Source organism: Micromonospora sp. NPDC048909, from assembly GCF_040649635.1.
Classification (GTDB): Bacteria; Actinomycetota; Actinomycetes; order Mycobacteriales; family Micromonosporaceae; genus Micromonospora.
Genome location: NZ_JBEZFU010000001.1, coordinates 1,220,630 through 1,237,284 on the forward strand (window position 1 = coordinate 1,220,630; position 16,655 = coordinate 1,237,284).

12 protein-coding genes and 1 pseudogene are annotated in these 16,655 nt (G+C 73.0%); 10 read left to right on the forward strand and 3 right to left on the reverse strand.

Going from position 1 to position 16,655, the window contains the following annotated elements; all coding sequences use genetic code 11:
• Positions 1-9: 9 nt before the first annotated feature.
• The gene (locus tag AB0C04_RS05870) at positions 10-690 is read left to right on the forward strand and encodes a hypothetical protein (RefSeq protein ID WP_357048837.1); all 681 of its coding nucleotides are present in this window, start codon (positions 10-12) and stop codon (positions 688-690) included.
• 45 nt (positions 691-735) lie between these two features.
• On the opposite strand, the gene gabT is transcribed toward AB0C04_RS05870, so the two are convergent.
• Positions 736-2,007 (reverse strand): 4-aminobutyrate--2-oxoglutarate transaminase, encoded by a 1,272-nt coding sequence (gene gabT / locus AB0C04_RS05875; RefSeq protein ID WP_357048840.1) that lies wholly within the window; start codon positions 2,005-2,007, stop codon positions 736-738.
• Positions 2,008-2,012: 5 nt separating this feature from the next.
• Complete coding sequence (locus tag AB0C04_RS05880; protein ID WP_357048843.1) at positions 2,013-3,449, reverse strand: gamma-aminobutyraldehyde dehydrogenase; 1,437 nt, start codon at positions 3,447-3,449, stop codon at positions 2,013-2,015.
• Between the two features lie 141 nt (positions 3,450-3,590).
• Here AB0C04_RS05880 and AB0C04_RS05885 point away from each other — a divergent pair, with 141 nt between their 5' ends.
• Positions 3,591-5,030 (forward strand): aldehyde dehydrogenase family protein, encoded by a 1,440-nt coding sequence (locus AB0C04_RS05885; protein ID WP_357048846.1) that lies wholly within the window; start codon positions 3,591-3,593, stop codon positions 5,028-5,030.
• 28 nt (positions 5,031-5,058) lie between these two features.
• Here the strand turns inward: AB0C04_RS05885 and AB0C04_RS05890 are convergent, their stop codons facing one another.
• Complete coding sequence (locus tag AB0C04_RS05890; protein WP_357048849.1) at positions 5,059-6,291, reverse strand: SUKH-3 domain-containing protein; 1,233 nt, start codon at positions 6,289-6,291, stop codon at positions 5,059-5,061.
• Between the two features lie 78 nt (positions 6,292-6,369).
• Here AB0C04_RS05890 and AB0C04_RS05895 point away from each other — a divergent pair, with 78 nt between their 5' ends.
• From AB0C04_RS05895 to AB0C04_RS05930, 8 genes and pseudogenes are all read left to right on the forward strand, one after another.
• Positions 6,370-6,783: a YbaB/EbfC family nucleoid-associated protein gene (locus tag AB0C04_RS05895; protein ID WP_357048852.1), complete on the forward strand. Its 414-nt coding sequence runs from the start codon at positions 6,370-6,372 to the stop codon at positions 6,781-6,783.
• Positions 6,780-7,133: a hypothetical protein gene (locus tag AB0C04_RS05900; RefSeq protein ID WP_357048855.1), complete on the forward strand. Its 354-nt coding sequence runs from the start codon at positions 6,780-6,782 to the stop codon at positions 7,131-7,133. The genes AB0C04_RS05895 and AB0C04_RS05900 overlap by 4 nt, the downstream gene beginning before the upstream one ends.
• Positions 7,134-7,148: 15 nt before the next feature.
• Positions 7,149-11,501: a toxin glutamine deamidase domain-containing protein gene (locus AB0C04_RS05905; RefSeq protein ID WP_357048858.1), complete on the forward strand. Its 4,353-nt coding sequence runs from the start codon at positions 7,149-7,151 to the stop codon at positions 11,499-11,501.
• On the forward strand, positions 11,501-11,935 hold the full coding sequence (locus AB0C04_RS05910) for a hypothetical protein (RefSeq protein ID WP_357048861.1): 435 nt from the start codon (positions 11,501-11,503) through the stop codon (positions 11,933-11,935). Before AB0C04_RS05905 ends, AB0C04_RS05910 begins: the two co-directional genes overlap by 1 nt.
• A gap of 389 nt (positions 11,936-12,324) precedes the next feature.
• Positions 12,325-12,927, forward strand: coding sequence for a DinB family protein (locus tag AB0C04_RS05915; protein WP_357048864.1), 603 nt, complete (start codon positions 12,325-12,327; stop codon positions 12,925-12,927).
• Positions 12,928-13,045: 118 nt separating this feature from the next.
• Positions 13,046-13,708: pseudogene (gene nfi, locus AB0C04_RS05920) on the forward strand (deoxyribonuclease V); the annotation flags it as partial.
• A 282-nt stretch (positions 13,709-13,990) separates the two neighbouring features.
• The gene (locus AB0C04_RS05925; protein ID WP_357048867.1) at positions 13,991-15,151 is read left to right on the forward strand and encodes a hypothetical protein; all 1,161 of its coding nucleotides are present in this window, start codon (positions 13,991-13,993) and stop codon (positions 15,149-15,151) included.
• 69 nt (positions 15,152-15,220) lie between these two features.
• A complete protein-coding gene (locus AB0C04_RS05930; protein ID WP_357048870.1) occupies positions 15,221-16,606 on the forward strand; it encodes a phosphomannomutase/phosphoglucomutase in 1,386 nt (461 codons plus the stop codon).
• Positions 16,607-16,655: the final 49 nt, after the last annotated feature.

Sequence of the window (16,655 nt, forward strand, 5' to 3'; positions counted from 1 at the left end):
GAGACAACGGTGAAGGTGCAGCGAAAGCACGTGCTGGCGGCTGGTGTGGCGGTGGCCGCCGTGGCGGCCGTGGCGGTGGGCACCGGTCTCGGGTTCGCGGACACCGCACCGGCACGGGAATCGGTGTGCCAGGGGTCGGTGACCTTCTCGGCCGAGGGCGGGGCGCCGGCGGCGACCAGCGACCGGTTTCCGGTGGGCACCCGGCTGCGGGTGACCAATCTGGACAACAACAAGGCGGCCACGGTGACGGTGACCGGCCCGTCGGGCAGCTGCGTGCTGCTCAACGCCGCCGCGATGGAGCTGGTCCGCGAGCCGGGCAAGAACGTCATCCGCCGCAACGTGGTGGAGCGGGTGGACGACGCCGCCGCCCAGCCCGCCCCGGCGCAGCCGGACGGCTCGGTCCGACCCGGTGCGGCCTCGCCCGGCGCGCCCGGTCCGGCCCCCCGCTCGGCCTGCTCGGGGGCGATCACCTTCTTCGCCGAGAGCGGGGCGGCGCCGGCGGCGACCAGCGACCGCTTCCCGGCGGGCACCCGGCTGCGGGTGACCAACCTGGACAACAACAGGGCGACCACGGTGACGGTGACCGGCCCGTCGGGCAGCTGCGTGCTGCTCAACGACGCCGCGATGGAGCAGATCCGGGAGCCGGGCAAGAACCTGGTGCGCCGCAACACCGTCGAGGTGCTGCGCTGACGGAGGCGGGAAGCAGGGGCCCGGCTGCGGGCCCCTGCTGCCGGCTCAGCCGAAGGCGACGTCGAGGATGTCCAGCCCCCGGGCCAGCTCGACGTCGGAGATCACCAACGGGGGCAGGAAGCGCAGCACGTTGCCGTACGTGCCGCAGGTGAGGGTGAGCAGGCCGGCGGCGTGACATGCCGCTGACACCGCTGCGGTGGCGGCCGGATCCGGGGTGAGGGTGCCCGGCTGCACCAGCTCCACGGCGAGCATCGCACCGCGACCGCGTACCTCGGCCACCCGCGCGTTCCGGTCGGCGATCGCCCCCAGCCGAGGGGCCAGCACCGACTCGATCCGCCGGGCCGCGGCCGTCAGGTCCAGCTCGTGCATGGTCTCGATGCTGGCCAACGCGGCGGCGCAGGCGATCGGGTTGCCGCCGTACGTGCCGCCGAGGCCGCCGACGTGCACCGCGTCCATCAGCTCGGCGCGGCCGGTCACCGCGGCCAGCGGCAGCCCGCCGGCGATCCCCTTGGCCAGGGTGATCAGGTCGGGCTCGACGCCCTCGTGCTGGCAGGCGAACCAGTCGCCGGTGCGGCAGAACCCGGTCTGGATCTCGTCGGCGACGAAGACCACCCCGGCCGCCGTCGCCCACTGGCGCAGCGCGGGCAGGAACCCCGGCGCCGGTACGACGAAGCCGCCCTCGCCCTGGATCGGCTCGATCAGCAGCGCGGCCACGTTCTCCGCGCCGACCTGCTTCTCGACCAGCTCGATCGCTCGGGCCGCGGCCGTCGCGCCGTCCAGCCCGCCGTCGCGCAGCGGGTACGACATCGGCACCCGGTAGATCTCTCCGGCGAACGGCCCGAACCGGTGCTTGTAGGGCATGTTCTTCGCGGTCAACGCCATGGTTAGGTTGGTCCGGCCGTGGTACGCGTGGTCGAAGACCACCACCGCCGGCCGTCCGGTGGCGTGCCGGGCGATCTTCACGGCGTTCTCCACCGCCTCGGCACCCGAGTTGAACAGCGCCGACCGCTTCTCGAACCCGCCCGGGGTCAGCGCGTTGAGCTGTTCGCAGACCGCCACGTACGACTCGTACGGCGCGACCATGAAGCAGGTGTGGGTGAAGCGTTCCACCTGCGCCCGCACCGCCTCGACCACCTTCGGGGCCGAGTTGCCGACGTTGGTGACCGCGATGCCGGCGGCGAAGTCGATCCACTCCCGCCCGTCGACGTCGGTGATCGTGCCGCCAGCAGCGGAGTCCACGTAGGACGCGATGACGCTGCCGACCCCCCGGGCCACCGCGCCGCCACGCCGCTTCTGCAGCTCGTCCGATGTCGTCATGAGTGTCAGCCCTCGATGTTGTGCATGACGTGCTTGATCCGGGTGTAGTCCTCCAGGCTGTAGACCGAGAGGTCCTTGCCGTGGCCGGAGTGCTTGAAGCCGCCGTGCGGCATCTCGGAGACGAACGGGATGTGCGTGTTGACCCAGACGCAGCCGAAGTCGAGCCGGCGGGTCATCCGCATCGCCCGGCCGTGGTCCCTGGTCCAGACCGACGCAGACAGGCCGTAGTCCACGCCGTTCGCCCAGCGCACCGCCTCGTCCTCGTCGGAGAAGCGCTGCACGGTGATGACCGGCCCGAAGACCTCGTCCTGGATGATCTCGTCCTGCTGCCGCAGGCCGGAGACGACGGTCGGGGAGTAGAAGTAGCCGCGCTCGCCCACCCGGGTGCCGCCGGCCTGGATCGCGGCGTGGTCGGGGAGCCGGTCCACGAAGCCGCTGACCCGGGTCAACTGGTTGGCGTTGTTCAGCGGGCCGTAGAGCACGTCGGCGTCGTCCGGTGCGCCGGTCTTCGTGTTGCGAGCCTGCTCGGCCAGCGCCGCCACGAAGTCGTCGTGGATGCCGGGGCCGGCCAGGACCCGGGTCGCCGCGGTGCAGTCCTGCCCGGCGTTGAAGTAGCCGCCGACGGCGATCGCCTCGGCCGCCGCCGCCAGGTCCGCGTCGTCGAAGATCACCACCGGGGCCTTGCCGCCCAGCTCCAGGTGGGTGCGCTTCAGGTCGGGGGCGGCGGCGGAGGCCACCTCCATGCCGGCCCGGGTCGAGCCGGTGATCGACACCAGCTGCGGGGTCGGGTGGGAGACGAGGGTACGGCCGGTGTCCCGGTCGCCGCAGACCACGTTGAACACGCCCGGCGGGAAGAACTCGGCGGCGATCTCGGCCAGCAGCAGCGTCGACACCGGCGTGGTGTCCGACGGCTTGAGCACCACCGTGTTGCCGGCCGCCAGCGCCGGGGCGATCTTCCAGACCGCCATCATCAACGGGTAGTTCCAGGGCGTGACCTGGGCGCAGACCCCGATCGGCTCGCGCCGCACGTACGAGGTGTGCCCGGCCATGTACTCGCCGGCCGACCGGCCCTCCAGCATCCGGGCCGCCCCGGCGAAGAAGCGGAACTGGTCAACCGACGGCGGCAGTTCCTCCTCGGCGGTCAACTGACGCGGCTTGCCGGTGTTGCGGACCTCCGCGTCGACCAGGTCGGCGGCCCGGGCCTCGACCGCGTCGGCGAGCTTGAGCAGCGCCTTCTGCCGCTCGGCCGGGGTGGCGTCCCGCCAGCCCTCGAAGGCGCCGGCGGCGGCCTTCATCGCCGCGTCCACGTCGGCGGCGCCGGAGACCGGTGCCTGCGCGAAGACCTCACCGGTGCACGGGTCGACCAGGTCGGCGTACCCGCCGTCCACCGGGTCGACGTACTGGCCGTTGACGAAGTTGCGCAGCTGCTGCTGGTCACTCATGAGGAGTCTCCGAGGGGTGGCCGAGGATGAGGTCAGCGGAGGTTATCGCAATCTGACTGCCATCTTCGCTACTGAATTCGCGGCAGACAAGGCCTTGGGCGACTGTTTCCGTGAGCCGATGGCGTCGTCTACGCTGCGCACGTGGAGCCGAGAGCCTGCTACGTCGCCGGTCGCCCCGTTCACGGTGCGGGCGAACTGACCGTCCACCACCCGTACGACGGCCGGGCGGTGGGGCGTACCACCCTGGCCACGCCCGACCAGGTCGAGACCGCCGTCGCGGCGGCGGCCGAGGTGGCCGCGGAGGCCGCGGCCCTGCCCGCTCACGCCCGCGCGGCGGCCCTGGACCACGTGTCGCGGCGGCTCGCCGAGCGGGCCGAGGAAGTCGCCGCGTTGATCACCGCCGAGAACGGCAAACCGTTGAAGTGGGCCCGCGCCGAGGTCGGACGGGCCGTCTCCACGTTCCGGTGGGCGGCGGAGGAGGCCCGGCGGTTCTCCGGTGAACTGCAACGCCTCGACACCGACCCGGCCGCGGGCGGACGGATCGCGCTGGTCCGCCGGGCGCCCCGTGGCCCCGTGCTGGGGATCGCGCCGTTCAACTTCCCGCTCAACCTGGTGGCGCACAAGGTGGCCCCGGCGATCGCGGTCGGTGCGCCGATCATCGTCAAGCCCGCGCCGGCCACCCCGCTCTCCGCGCTGCTCCTGGGCGAGCTGCTCGCGGAGACCGACCTGCCGCCGGGGATGTTCTCGGTGCTGCCGCTGCCCAACGAGCGGGCCGCCGAGCTGGTCACCGACCCGCGGCTGCCGGTGGTCTCGTTCACCGGCTCCGGCCCGGTCGGCGCGGCGATCCGCCGCTCGGTGCCCGAGAAGCACGTCACCCTGGAACTGGGCGGCAACGCGGCCGCGGTGATCTGCGCGGACTGGACCTCGGACGAGGACCTGACCTTCGCCGCGCAGCGGATCGCCACCTTCGCGAACTACCAGGCCGGGCAGTCGTGCATCGCCGTGCAGCGGGTCTACGTGCACGAATGGATCTACGACGGATTCCTGCCGCGGCTGGTCGCCGCCGTGCAGGAGCTGCGCACCGGCGACCCGACCGACGAGCGCACCGACGTGGGGCCGCTGGTCTCGGAGGACGCCGCGCGCCGGGTCGAGGCCTGGGTGGACGAGGCTGCGGGGGCCGGCGCGACCATCGAGGTCGGCGGCCGGCGCGACGGCGCGACGTACCCGCCCACCGTGCTCACCGGGGTGCCGACCGACGCCAAGGTGGTCGCCGAGGAGGTCTTCGGGCCGGTGCTGGTGGTCGCCCCGGTCACCGACGACCAGGCCGCGTTCGCCGCGGTCAACGACTCGGCGTACGGGTTGCAGGCGGGCGTCTTCACCCACGACATCCAGACCGCTTTCCTCGCCGGTCGGGTGCTCGAGGTGGGCGGGGTGATCGTCGGAGACGTCCCGTCCTACCGCGCCGACCAGATGCCGTACGGCGGGGTGAAGGGCAGCGGCGTCGGGCGCGAGGGGCTGCGCAGCGCCATGGACGACTACACCGAACCCCGCGTCATGGTCCTCACCGGCCTGCGGCTCTAGCCCACCCGGCAGCCGGTCTGCGGCACGGTCACCAGGTGCCGTCGTCGCGGACCCGGGCCGGCGCGCGGCCGAGCAGCAGGGTGGTCAGCGCCTCGTCGACGTCCGCGCCCAGGAACCACTCGCCGGCCTGGTCCAGCGCGAAGACCCGGCCCCGCTCGTCGACGGCGAAGATGCTGTCGCCGTGCTCGGAGCCGAACGGGAAGAGCCGCACACCCAGCACGGCGCCGAAGTCGGCCAGGACGTCGGCGCTGTGCGCACCGTGCAGCGGGTTGGTGGTGAACCGGTTGATCCAGACCTGCTCGCCCGGCCCGCGCCGGCGGCTCGCCAGCGCCGGGAAGGCGGTGATCGCCCGTACGGCGGCGGGAAACGCCTCGTGCTGGTGCTGCCGGCCGACGACCTCGCAGGTCTCCCCGATCGCGCCGGTCGCCAGCGCCGAGTTGAAGATGCCGTCCTCCCAACCCGCGTCCATCAGCGCGTCGCCCACCTCGGCGGGGAAGCGCCCGGGGTGGTGCGGGGAACGCGACTCGGGCCGCCACACGGTGGTGAACGCCAACTCCGCCCAGGAGAAGACGTTGAAAAAGACCAGGAAGTTCAGGCACGAGTCGCAGGGACGCTCGGCCGCGCCGCCGGCGGGGTCGCCCGGCTCACGAACCCGGAACACCTCGAAGCGGGCCGCGCCGAGCAGCGTCTCGGCGTCGCCCATGCCCATCGGCGCGATGCCCTCGGCGGCGCGGCGGTGGTCGTACTCGTGCAGCACGTCGGAGACCACGATCAGCTCGGCGTGCCGGTCCCCACCGCGGGTCAGGTGACCCGGGGGAAGCTCGTCAAGATAGCGGCGGACGAGGGGATGGTGCCGCAGCCGCACGTCACCCTTCGCGCCCTGGGCCCGGAACAGCCGGCCGGAGACGTTCAGGTGCGCGGTGGCGGCCGGGGTCGGCAGCCGGCGGATCTCCCGGAGCACCTGGCTCGCCGGATCGACGGTTCGCGGCGGGGTCGGCCCGGTCGGGCGGGTGCGCCGGTACATCTCCTCGACCACGGCGGGCGGCACCCGCGGCCAGGTGGTCACCTCGCCGGTCTCCCGGTCGACCACCGTCGTCGGCAGGTCACCCGGCAGCGTCCGCGCCTGACCGGAGACCGTGGACGAGATGACGAAGCCGAGGTCGAACTCGGCGACGATCGGGGTGCACTCGTAGCCCAGGCGTTGCGAATCGCGACGGGCCCAGACAGCGGCGAGTTGCTCGGCCTGTTCACGGTCGATCACGCATCGAAACTACCGGACCCCACGGATTTCGTGGCGCCCGGTATGGTTCGCCCTACACACGGTGACGGGGAGGGCGGCGTGGCGGAAAGCCTTGACCGGGAAGGGAATCAGCGCCTCCGGGCGCGGTTCGACGAGGTGTACGGGCAGTACCAGCAGCTCAGGTCCGGTTTGGACGAACTGCGGGGCCGGCTCGCCGAGCTTCGGGTGACCGAACGCTCAGCCGACGGTCGGGTGAGTGCGACCGTCGGGCCCCGCGGCGAGCTGATCGCGGTGGAGCTGCACCCCGCCGTCTACGGGGACCGGGACGCCGTGGCGCTGAGCCGGACGATCACCGAGACCGTGCGGCGGGCGAACGCCGCCGTGGCGACCGCCACCCAGGACCTTTTGGCCGGCTACCTGCCCGCCGGATCGGGCTCGATGGAGTTCCTCCGCACCGGTGACTTCAACGCGTTGCTGAGCCGGGCCGACACCGGCCTCGGCCAGGGCAGGTGACCGACGTGGCCGACGGGCAGCTCTGGCTCGACCCCGGCCGGGCCCGGCGCGGGGGTGCCGACCTCTCCCTCGCCGGCGAGGCGGTGACCGCGCGGCGTGCACAGGTCGGCGGCGGGATCGCGGCGGCGAGTACGCAGCGCCCGTGGGGCCGGGACGACATCGGGGCGGCGTTCGAGCGGGTCTACCGGGGAGCGGAGGAGACCGTGCTGCGGGCCTGGGACGGGGTCGGCCGGTGCCTCACCGGCCTCGGCGCCGACGTGGTGCGTTCGGTCGACGCCAACCTGGAGACCGACGCCGCCGCCGGCGGGCGGCTCGACCGGATCGCCGACCCGCGGCGCCACCCACGCTGACCGGAGGAGGCCCCGATGAGCCTGCTACCCAGCCCGGTCCCGCACCCGCTGGACCACTCACCCTGGGATCTGCCCGGTTGGATGTACGAGGCCCTCGACTGGGTGGTCGGCGTCGAGTGGCCCGAGGGGAACGAGCGCGCCGTCTGGGACCTCGCCGACCAGTGGTACGCGGTGGCCGCCGCGCTGGCCGGCCCACAGGCCGACGCGATGGCCGCCGCCGCGGAGGTGCGCAGCGGCTACGGCGGCATCGGCGCGGTGGCGGAGGCCTTCGACGCGGCCTGGCGGCGGGTGGCCGAGGGCGACGAGGCGCCTTTGCCCATCCTGCTGGCGGTCAGCACCGACCTGGGCCGGCTCGTCGAGGAGTGCGGCTGCGACATCGAGGGCGCCAAACTCGAGGTCTGGATCGAGCTGGGCATCCTGGTCGTCGAACTGCTGTCGGTGGCCGTCGCCGCCGCGCTGACCGCCGGTGCGGCCTCGCCCGCCGCCGGCGCCGCGATCACCGCCAGCCGGTTGATCGTGCAGCAGATCTTCAAGCGGCTCACCGCGCAACTCGCCCGCAAATCCCTTCAGCACGGGCTCCGCGAGGCGGGCGAGCGGGCGGCCAAACAGGTGACCGAGGCAGGCGTACGCGGACTCGCCCGGCGAGCGGCTGTCGGCGGGCTGACCGAGGCGGGTGAGGAGACCGGGGTCAGCCTCGCCACCCAGGCGTACCAGACCTCCACCGGTCGCCGGCACGGTCTGGACCTGACCGACCTCGGCGCGTCGGCGGTCGGCGGGCTCGCCGGTGGGGCGGCCGCGCCGCTGGCGGGGCTCGGCCGGCACGCCGGCGGGTGGCCCGCCCGCGCCGGCGAGCACCTGGGCCGGGAGATGGTCGGCGAGGTGATCGCCGAGAACGCCGCCGGGCTGGCGACCGGGCAGGGCCTGACCTCGCTGGAGGACGCGGCCCGGGCCGCCGTCTCCGGTGGGGCCGGCTCGGCGACCGCGCAGGCCGACACCGCCCTCCGGGCCCGACTCGACGGTCAGCTCGCCGCGCTGGGGGACACCGCGCTGTCCTCGACCAACCTCACGCCGGGACCGGCCGCTCAGCCGGGTCGGCCGTCGGCCGGCCTGCCCGATCTGGACGTACCTCAGCCCCGCCCGGCGGCCGAGGCCCCGGAGTCGGACGCGACGGGTCGCCCCGAGCCGCTGGCCGGCGCGGGCTCGGCTGGCGGGCTCGCCGGCGCGACCCTGCCAGCGGATTCCGGCCCGGCCCGCACGGCCCCGACAGTCTCCACGGAGCCCTCGACGCTCGGCCCGCCCGCCGCGAACGTGATCGACACCGGCCGCCCGGCACCCACATCCGCCGACGTCGCGCTGTCCGGATCCACGCCGGTCACTGCCGCCATTGCGGCACCCGAGTCCGGGCTCGCCCCCGGTGGCGCGGCGTCCGTCCCCTGTCCGGCCTCTGTCGGTGGCACGGTCTCCGTTCCCGGTCCGGCCGCTGCCGGTGGCACGGTCCCCGTTCTCGGTCCGGTGCCCGCTGGTGGCGCGGTGTCCGTGGAACCGTTGGCCAGCGCGCCGGCCGTCAGCACGCCGGTGGCCGCGCCGCCCGCCGCCGTACCGGTGCCGGCGACCGCGCCGGGACCGACTCCGGCACCCGCTGCGCCGGCCGTGCCCACCCCGGGCCTCCCTGCCGCCGTCAACACCGGCGCACCGATCGCACCGCCGCCCTGGGCGTCCTCGATCGCCCCGCCGGCGGTCACCGACCGGGTGGACCGGCTGCCGCCGGGACGTCCGGCGGCGGACGCGGCGGCTACCGCACCGGCGCCGTCGGCGCCGTCCCCGCAGCCGCTCCGTCCGGTTCCGCCTGCTCCGCCGGTGCCGTCGGTTCCACCTCTCCCGCCGGTTCCGCCGGTTCCGCCGGTGTCGCCGGTTTCGCCGGTCGAGGCGGTGGCACCTGGGCTTGTCGGCACCGAAGGGCTGCGGCCGAGGACCCCCGAGTGGTACGCCGCCGTCTGGGCGGCCGACCGGGATGCCTTCGAGCGACGCCGCTACCGGGGCCACTTCGAGCACCAACGGACGAACTACGAGGCGAAACTCCGCCGGGACCGGGCCGCGGAGCTGCGGGTGGCCGCCGACCGCAGCTACGACGGGGCCCGGTGGCTGATCGGCCAGGGGCGCGCCATGGCGCGCGCGGCCCGCAACGCCGACGCGGAGCGGCTCTTCCAGGAGGGACGTCGCCGGGAACGCCGGCGTCACCAGCAGTTGGACCTCGCCAAGGCGGCGCTGGCCGGCGCCGCCGCACCGACCGTGGTCGGCGTCAGCGAGCCGGACTTCCGCGAGATCAACGACGACGTCGGCGACCTCGCACCCGGCGCGGTCGAGACGGTGGACCGTTCGGCGCTGACGGGAGACGACCATCCGCCACCGATCGACCGGACCCGTTCCTACGGCCGGCCGGGCGGACTACGCCCGCCGTTGAAGCTGCACCAGACCGACGTCGAGCGGCGGATGCCCCGCGAGCCTGACGGTCGGGTCACCCGCACGGCGGATCCGCGCCGGGGCGGTTGGTTCCGGCTGATGAACGACGGCGGTCCGGCCGCCGATCCGACCCGGGGCATCAACTGCGTCGACTGCACGCTGTCGCTCTTCGACACCTGGATGCACGGCCGTCCCCGGGTGGCCGCGCCACGGACCTTCGACGCCTACGCCGCCGGCGACATCACCCGGCCGCTCAACGGCGAACAGCACGGAACCCGACGGATCGAGGACGTCACCGGGGGACGGTTCCAGCGGCTCTGCGAACCCGGCGCCGACGCCCAGCCGGCCCAGCGGCGGCACGCCGTCGACCACGGCTACCGCAACCTGCACGACCAGTTGCTGTTGGGCGGGCACGGCAGCTACGCCTTCGTGGTCAACACCTGGGAGGGCGGCGGTTCGCACATCTGGGTCGCCGTCAACCAGAACGGCAGCGTGCTCTATCTCGACCCGCAGACCGGCCGGATCGCGTCACAGCCGATCTACCGGCACACCGGCGCCCCGTATCCGTACAACGTGGTGGACGTCGACATCCTCGTGCTCGGCCCGGACGGCCGCCCGATGCCGATGTCCGGCCTCCGCCGGGGCCGGTTCAGCGTCCGCCCCGACCTGCCCGAATACCCGCCCGCCACCGAGCACGAAGGGTACGGCGAGCCGTACCTCAACCGCATGCACCTGATCGCCGGCCCGGGATCGGCCGCAGGGGCGGGGGACGTGCCGGTCGGTGCGATCCTGGCCGGCTGCCCAGACCTCAACGCGGCCTTCGCGACTGGAGTGGCCCCGAACGAACTGGCCGCCGTGCTGGACGCGCCGACGTTACTGCGACTCGTACCGCGACTCGACGAACTCGCGGCGCGGGACCTGGCCACTTTCTTCGCCGACCCCCGGGTCCGGGAGATGTTGGACGAGTCCCAGCGGAGGCCGCCTACAGAGGAGCCACAGCTCGCCGAGAAACTCGTCCGGCAGGTGGTGGAACGGCCCGACCTGGCGCGCATGATCCTGGCAACGCCCGAGCTGCTCAACTCGTTGACCGCCCGTCCGCTGACGCTCTATCACCTCAGCAGCCACCAGCAGGCGATAGACGTCCTCGGTGAGGTGCTCGACGACATCGCGGTACGAGGTGCCGAGGCGGTGGCGGCGGAGGGTCCACCGTCGCCCCGACCGACCCCGCTCACCGAAGAGCAACGGCGCATCAGCCGCAGCGTCGCTGTCAAGCCCGCAGGGGTACTCCAGCAGGGATTTGACCGTGACCGTCGGGCCGACGCCTCGTACCGCGGGCGCTATCTCGACAATCTGTATCTTGACGCCGCTGCCGCGCAGGTGGACCTGAACCAGCTCGCTATCGCGCTCGCTCATGTCGACGGGGTGCAGGTCGGCCAGCCTGGTTGGCGGAAACAGCCCAAGGACCGGCGACGGGCCGAGGACAAGGTGAACAAGTACCAAGGGGATGCTTCGCGGCTGCTCGACCTCGCTGCGGCGAAGGTCGAGTTCCGATCCCTCGACCATCTCTATGCGGCACTTGCCCGGGTACGCGACCACCCCGATCTCGCAATTGTGGCGTTCGAGGACCGGTTCGTTGAGCTCCAGGGCAGCGGCTACCGGGACGTGCAACTCATCCTGAAGATGCGGAACGGCCACCTCGCCGAATTCCGGTTGCACCTGGCGACTCTTGACGAGGTAGCCGTCTGGGAGCACTCCCTGTTCGAAGTGCGACGTGATCTAGAATCCCTCGCACGCGCTGAGGGCCGGCCGCTGACTCCCGAGGAGCGGGCGATCGCAGACGGCATTCTGCGTCAGGAGCAGGAGCTCTTCTGGCGAGCGTTGCTGGCGACGTACGAGGAGAACGGTTGATGACGGGAATGCCCGGCCTGGTGCTGCCTTCGTACTACCTCTACTACGCGTCGCCGGTGAAAATCGTTGCCACCCCCGATGGTGGGGCGCGCGTCTGGCGGATATCGATAGACACCGGCGGCTGGCTGGAGGAGAACGAGCTCTTCAGTGAGATTGTGTTCGCGGTCGGCGGCGAGATCTTCAGTCGTCGGGTTGAAGAGTTCGTGCAGGAAGTGGAGGCCTACCGCTCCCACTACCTCTCCGGCGAAGGTCCGGTCTTCGCTCTCTACGAGACAATCAAGGCGATCGAGGAGGTTGCCGAACAGGAACGGCGTGACCTGACGGCGCGGGAAATTGCCTTGATCCGCGGAATCCGGCGGAAGACGTTCGTCATCTTCGAGGAGCAACTTCAGCGTGCGGGAGACCAGGGCGCCGACCCCGGGTTGGCGGCTTAGTCGATGGGGTTGGCCTATTACCTGATCGACCGCGAGGGTGTCGAGAAGAGTCCGCGCGGCATTTTCGTGATGGGCGTGCGGAGTGGGGCGCGATTCTGTGGGACCACCGAGAGCACGCCTGGGTCTACGATCCGGGTCTGGTCACCCGATTTCTCGACGACTACCGAAATGCCGACCGCTACCGGTCAGTGGAGCGTCAGGTCGTCCAAGGGTTCGTCCGCGATATCACCGGCCAGACGACGATGCCGGATGAAGCGGTATTCCGCGCCGTGCTGGCAGGCGGCGTGGGCCACTAGCGGCCAAGCCGGTCGGTAGCGACCGTCGTCGTGATGCTTTCGCACCACCTAAACTGGTTGCCGCCCACTCCCTTCTCGGCAAGGGTCGCCGGTATGGCTGATTCGCCCGCTGACAACGCCAGGGACAAGCCTGGAGACGGTGCCCCCGCCCAGGGCTTCGCCTGGTCGAACATGTTCGTGCACCCCGACGACGACCCGCGCTCCGAGGGCGGCTTCGACGACGAGCGGACGATTCTCGTCGGGTATCTCCGCGACCAGCGGCTCACGTTGCAGTTGAAGTGCGCCGACCTGGACGCCGAGGCGTTGGCTCGGCGGGCCGTGCCTCCGTCGACGTTGTCACTGCTCGGTCTGGTCCGGCACATGGCCGAGGTGGAACGCGGCTGGTTCCGCCGGGTGATGGCCGGCGAGGAGGCGCCGAAGATCTACTACACCGAGAACGATCCGGACGCCGACTTCAACGGTGCGGTGGCGGACCCCGACGTGGTCGCCGAGGCGTGGCGGAACTGGCGGGCGGAGGTGGAGTTCGCGGAACGGCTGGTAGAAGAGACGGCCGACCTCGGCGCTCGGGGGCGTACGCGCCACGGCAGCGAGATCTCGCTGCGCGAGCTGCTGGTCCACATGATCGAGGAGTACGCCCGGCACAACGGGCACGCCGATCTGCTCCGCGAGCTGATCGACGGCCGGATCGGCCAGTAGGGCTCAGGTAGACCATCGTGACCTGCGACGCCGCGATTCCGGCCACCGATCGACCCGGCGGGAGCCGGCCTCGGTGAACCACCCGCAGAGCCAGCCGCCGGAGGCGAGCCGGGCAGCCGTGACGGCGGGTCGCGGCGGGCCGCGCAGCGTGGCGGAGGCGATCGCCGTACAGGAGGAGTTGCGCCCCCGGGTCGATCTGGTGGGGCCCGGCCCGGCCGCGCCCGCGACGGTGGCCGGGCTTGATGTCGCGTACGCCGAGAGCGGTGACCTCCTGGCCGCGGCCGTGACCGTGCTCGACGCCCGCACGCTCGACGTCGTCGATGAGGCGGTGAGCGTCGGGCGGCCCGCCTTCGGGTACGTCCCGGGGCTCTTCGCCTTCCGGGAGCTGCCCGCGCTGCTCGCCGCGCTGGACCGGCTGAGCACCCGGCCCGACCTGCTGGTCTGCGATGGGCACGGGCTGGCTCACCCACGCCGGTTCGGGCTCGCCTGCCACCTGGGCGTGGTCACCGGTCTGCCGGCGATCGGGGTCGGGAAGACGCCGCTGATCGGTGCCTGGACACCGCCGGCGGCCGAACGGGGTGCCTGGTCGCCGCTGCGCGACGGCGATGAGGTGGTGGGTCGGGTGTTGCGGACGCGCGCCGGGGTGAAGCCGGTCTTCGTCAGCGTCGGACACCGGATGAGCCTGGCGAACGCCACCGACCAGGTGCTCGCGTTGACCCCCCGCTACCGGTTGCCGGAGACCACCCGCGCCGCCGACCGGTTGTGCCGCGACGCCCTCGCCGCCGCCCAGGAACGCGACGCCCTCGCCGCCGCGCAAGCGGCCTCCACCCGGGACGCCGCCGCGCAGGAAGCCAGGCGGGCTGCCGCCACCCAGGAGGCCGCCACGCGAGAGGCCGGCGGACGGGAAGCCGCCGGCCGGGACCGGACGCAAGCCGGAGTGGACGGGCCGCCAGGAGGGTAATGCGGCGCACATCCGGGGCGCTCTATGACCGGTGGGCCAGGTGGGGCGGTAGTAGCCTGACCGGCGGACCCCACCCCGGGGCGGAGAGACGGCGAGGTGGTCATGGCGATACGTCGGCACGCGGCGCGGTTCGCGGCGGTCTGCGCATTGCTGGTCGGCCTGGTCGCGCTCGGCGCGTCTCCGGCGCAGGCCGACGAGGACTCGGTGCGGGTGCGTTCCGCCAGCAGTTTCAACGCCGGCGGCTCCGCACAGGGGGTGAATGTGGAGGTGCGCAAGCGCACCGACGGCTGCGTGATGCTGCGTACCTCGCTCGGGCTGCGCCTCTCCGGTCTCGCCGCGAACCAGGTCACGGTCCAGGTCAACTACGGCGGACGCTGGTTCCCGGTGCCCTCCGGCGGCGGCGACGGCGCGGTGACCACGCAGCAGACCTCGCCGGCGAAGCCGACCCTCTGCAAGGGCAAGGGCATCACCGTCCGGTACCGGGTCGGCTTCGCGGCCGGCGCACCGGACGGTCGGCTCACCGTGATCGGCGAGGCGACCACCGCGACCGGACGGGAGCTCGGCCGGGGCGCCGCCTCGTCCCGGGTGGTGAACAAGCGCGCCAGCGCCTCCCCGACCCCGTCGAAGAAGCCGTCGCCCACGCCGAGCCCGGTGGCCACCGCGGCCGCTGCCGACGCCGGCACCACCCCGGCCGCGCTCGCCGAACCGACCGGCGGCCCCGACACCACCGCCGCCGAGGAGTCCAGCGGCCTCTCCCCGGTGATGTTCTTCGGCATCGCCCTGGTCGCCGTCGGGGCGTTGCTGATCGTCTTCCTGGTCCGACGGTCCCGGGCGGACAAGGCCTCGGCCGACGAGCCGGGGATGCCGCTGCCGGGGAACCCGGGTGGCACCACCTACCGCTCCGCCGGTGGCCCCTCGGCCGCGCTCGGCAGGCCCAGCCAGGTGTACGGCCAGCCGCCCGTCCCCGGCGGGACGTACGGCGCGCCGCCCCCGCGGTCGGGCGGCGGCGTCTACGGTGCCCCGCCGGCCGCCGCACCGGACGGCGGCGTCTACGGCGCCCCGCCGGCCGGACCGCCGGACCCGACCCGTGCGCTGCCCGAGCAGCCGGGTGCCCGGCTCCCCGCCCAGCCCGGCCCCGCCGCGCCGACCGGCTCGCCGGCTGCACCGAGTTCGGCGCCGCCGGCGCCCGGGCTTCCGGGCGGTCCGCCGCCGCCCGCCCAGGGGGGCGACCACACGGTCTTCATGCCCCGGCTCCCCGGCTGAGCGAGGCGTAGCCGGTGCGCTCCGATACGCTCAGGGTGCTTGCCGACCTGCACCCAAGGAGTAGAACCGGTGTCTGATCTGTCCCAGGTTGTGAAGGCGTACGACGTCCGAGGGACGGTGCCGGACCAGTGGGACGAGCGGGCCGCCGAAGCCCTCGGAGCCGCCTTCACCCAGCTGCTCAACGCCACCGACGAGCCCGGCGACGCCGTCGTCATCGGCTACGACATGCGGGCCACCTCGCCCGGGCTGGCCGCCGCGTTCGCCGCCGGCGTCCGCGCCGAGGGGCGCTCGGTCATCGAGATCGGCCTCGCCTCCACCGACCTGCTCTACTTCGCCTCCGGCTCGCTCAACCTGCCCGGGGCGATGTTCACCGCCAGCCACAACCCGGCGCAGTACAACGGCATCAAGATGTGCCGCTCCGGCGCCCGGCCGATCGGGCAGGACAGCGGGCTCGCGGAGATTCGCGACCGGGCCCAGGCGCTGCTGGACAAGGGCGAGTCCCGCCCGGCCGGCGAGCCGCACCGCCCGGCCGAGCGCCGGGACATGCTCCCCGACTACGCGGCGTACCTGCGTAAGTTGGTCGACCTCTCGGGTATCCGGCCGCTGCGGGTGGTGGTCGACGCCGGCAACGGGATGGGCGGCTTCACGGTGCCGAGCGTGCTCGGCGACGCCGCGCTCGCGCCGTTGCCGCTGGAGATCGTGCCGCTCTACTTCGAGCTGGACGGCAGCTTCCCCAACCACGAAGCCAACCCGTTGGACCCGGCGAACCTGGTCGACCTGCAGCGGGCGGTGGTCGAGCACGGCGCGGAGATCGGGCTGGCCTTCGACGGCGACGCCGATCGCTGCTTCGTGGTGGACGAGCGGGGCGAGCCGGTCTCGCCGTCGGCGATCACCGCCCTGGTCGCCTCCCGGGAGTTGGCCAAGCACCCCGGTTCCACCGTCATCCACGGGCTGATCACCTCCAGCGCCGTCCCGGAGATCATCCGCGAGCACGGCGGAGAGCCGGTGGTCGCCCGGGTGGGGCACTCCTTCATCAAGGCGGAGATGGCCCGCACCAACGCGATCTTCGGTGGCGAGCACTCGGCGCACTACTACTTCCGGGACTTCTGGTTCGCCGACACCGGCATGCTCGCCGCCATGCACACCCTTGCCGCGCTCGGCGAGCAGTCGCTGCCGCTCTCGGTGCTGGCCGGCGAGTACGAGCGTTACGTCGCCTCCGGCGAGATCAACTCGACGGTCGCCGACCAGGCCGGCACGGTGCGCGACGTACGCGCCGCCTACCCGGACGCCGAGGCCGACGAGATGGACGGGCTCACCCTTCGCTTCCCGGACGGCGCGTGGTTCAACCTGCGTGCCTCCAACACCGAGCCGCTGCTGCGGCTCAACGTCGAGGCGCCCACCCAGGCGCGGATGATCTCTCTCCGCGACGAGGTGCTCGACCGGGTTCGCCGATAAGATCGCCTGCGCCGCCGGCACCGCCGACGGCTGAAGCCCGCACACGTGG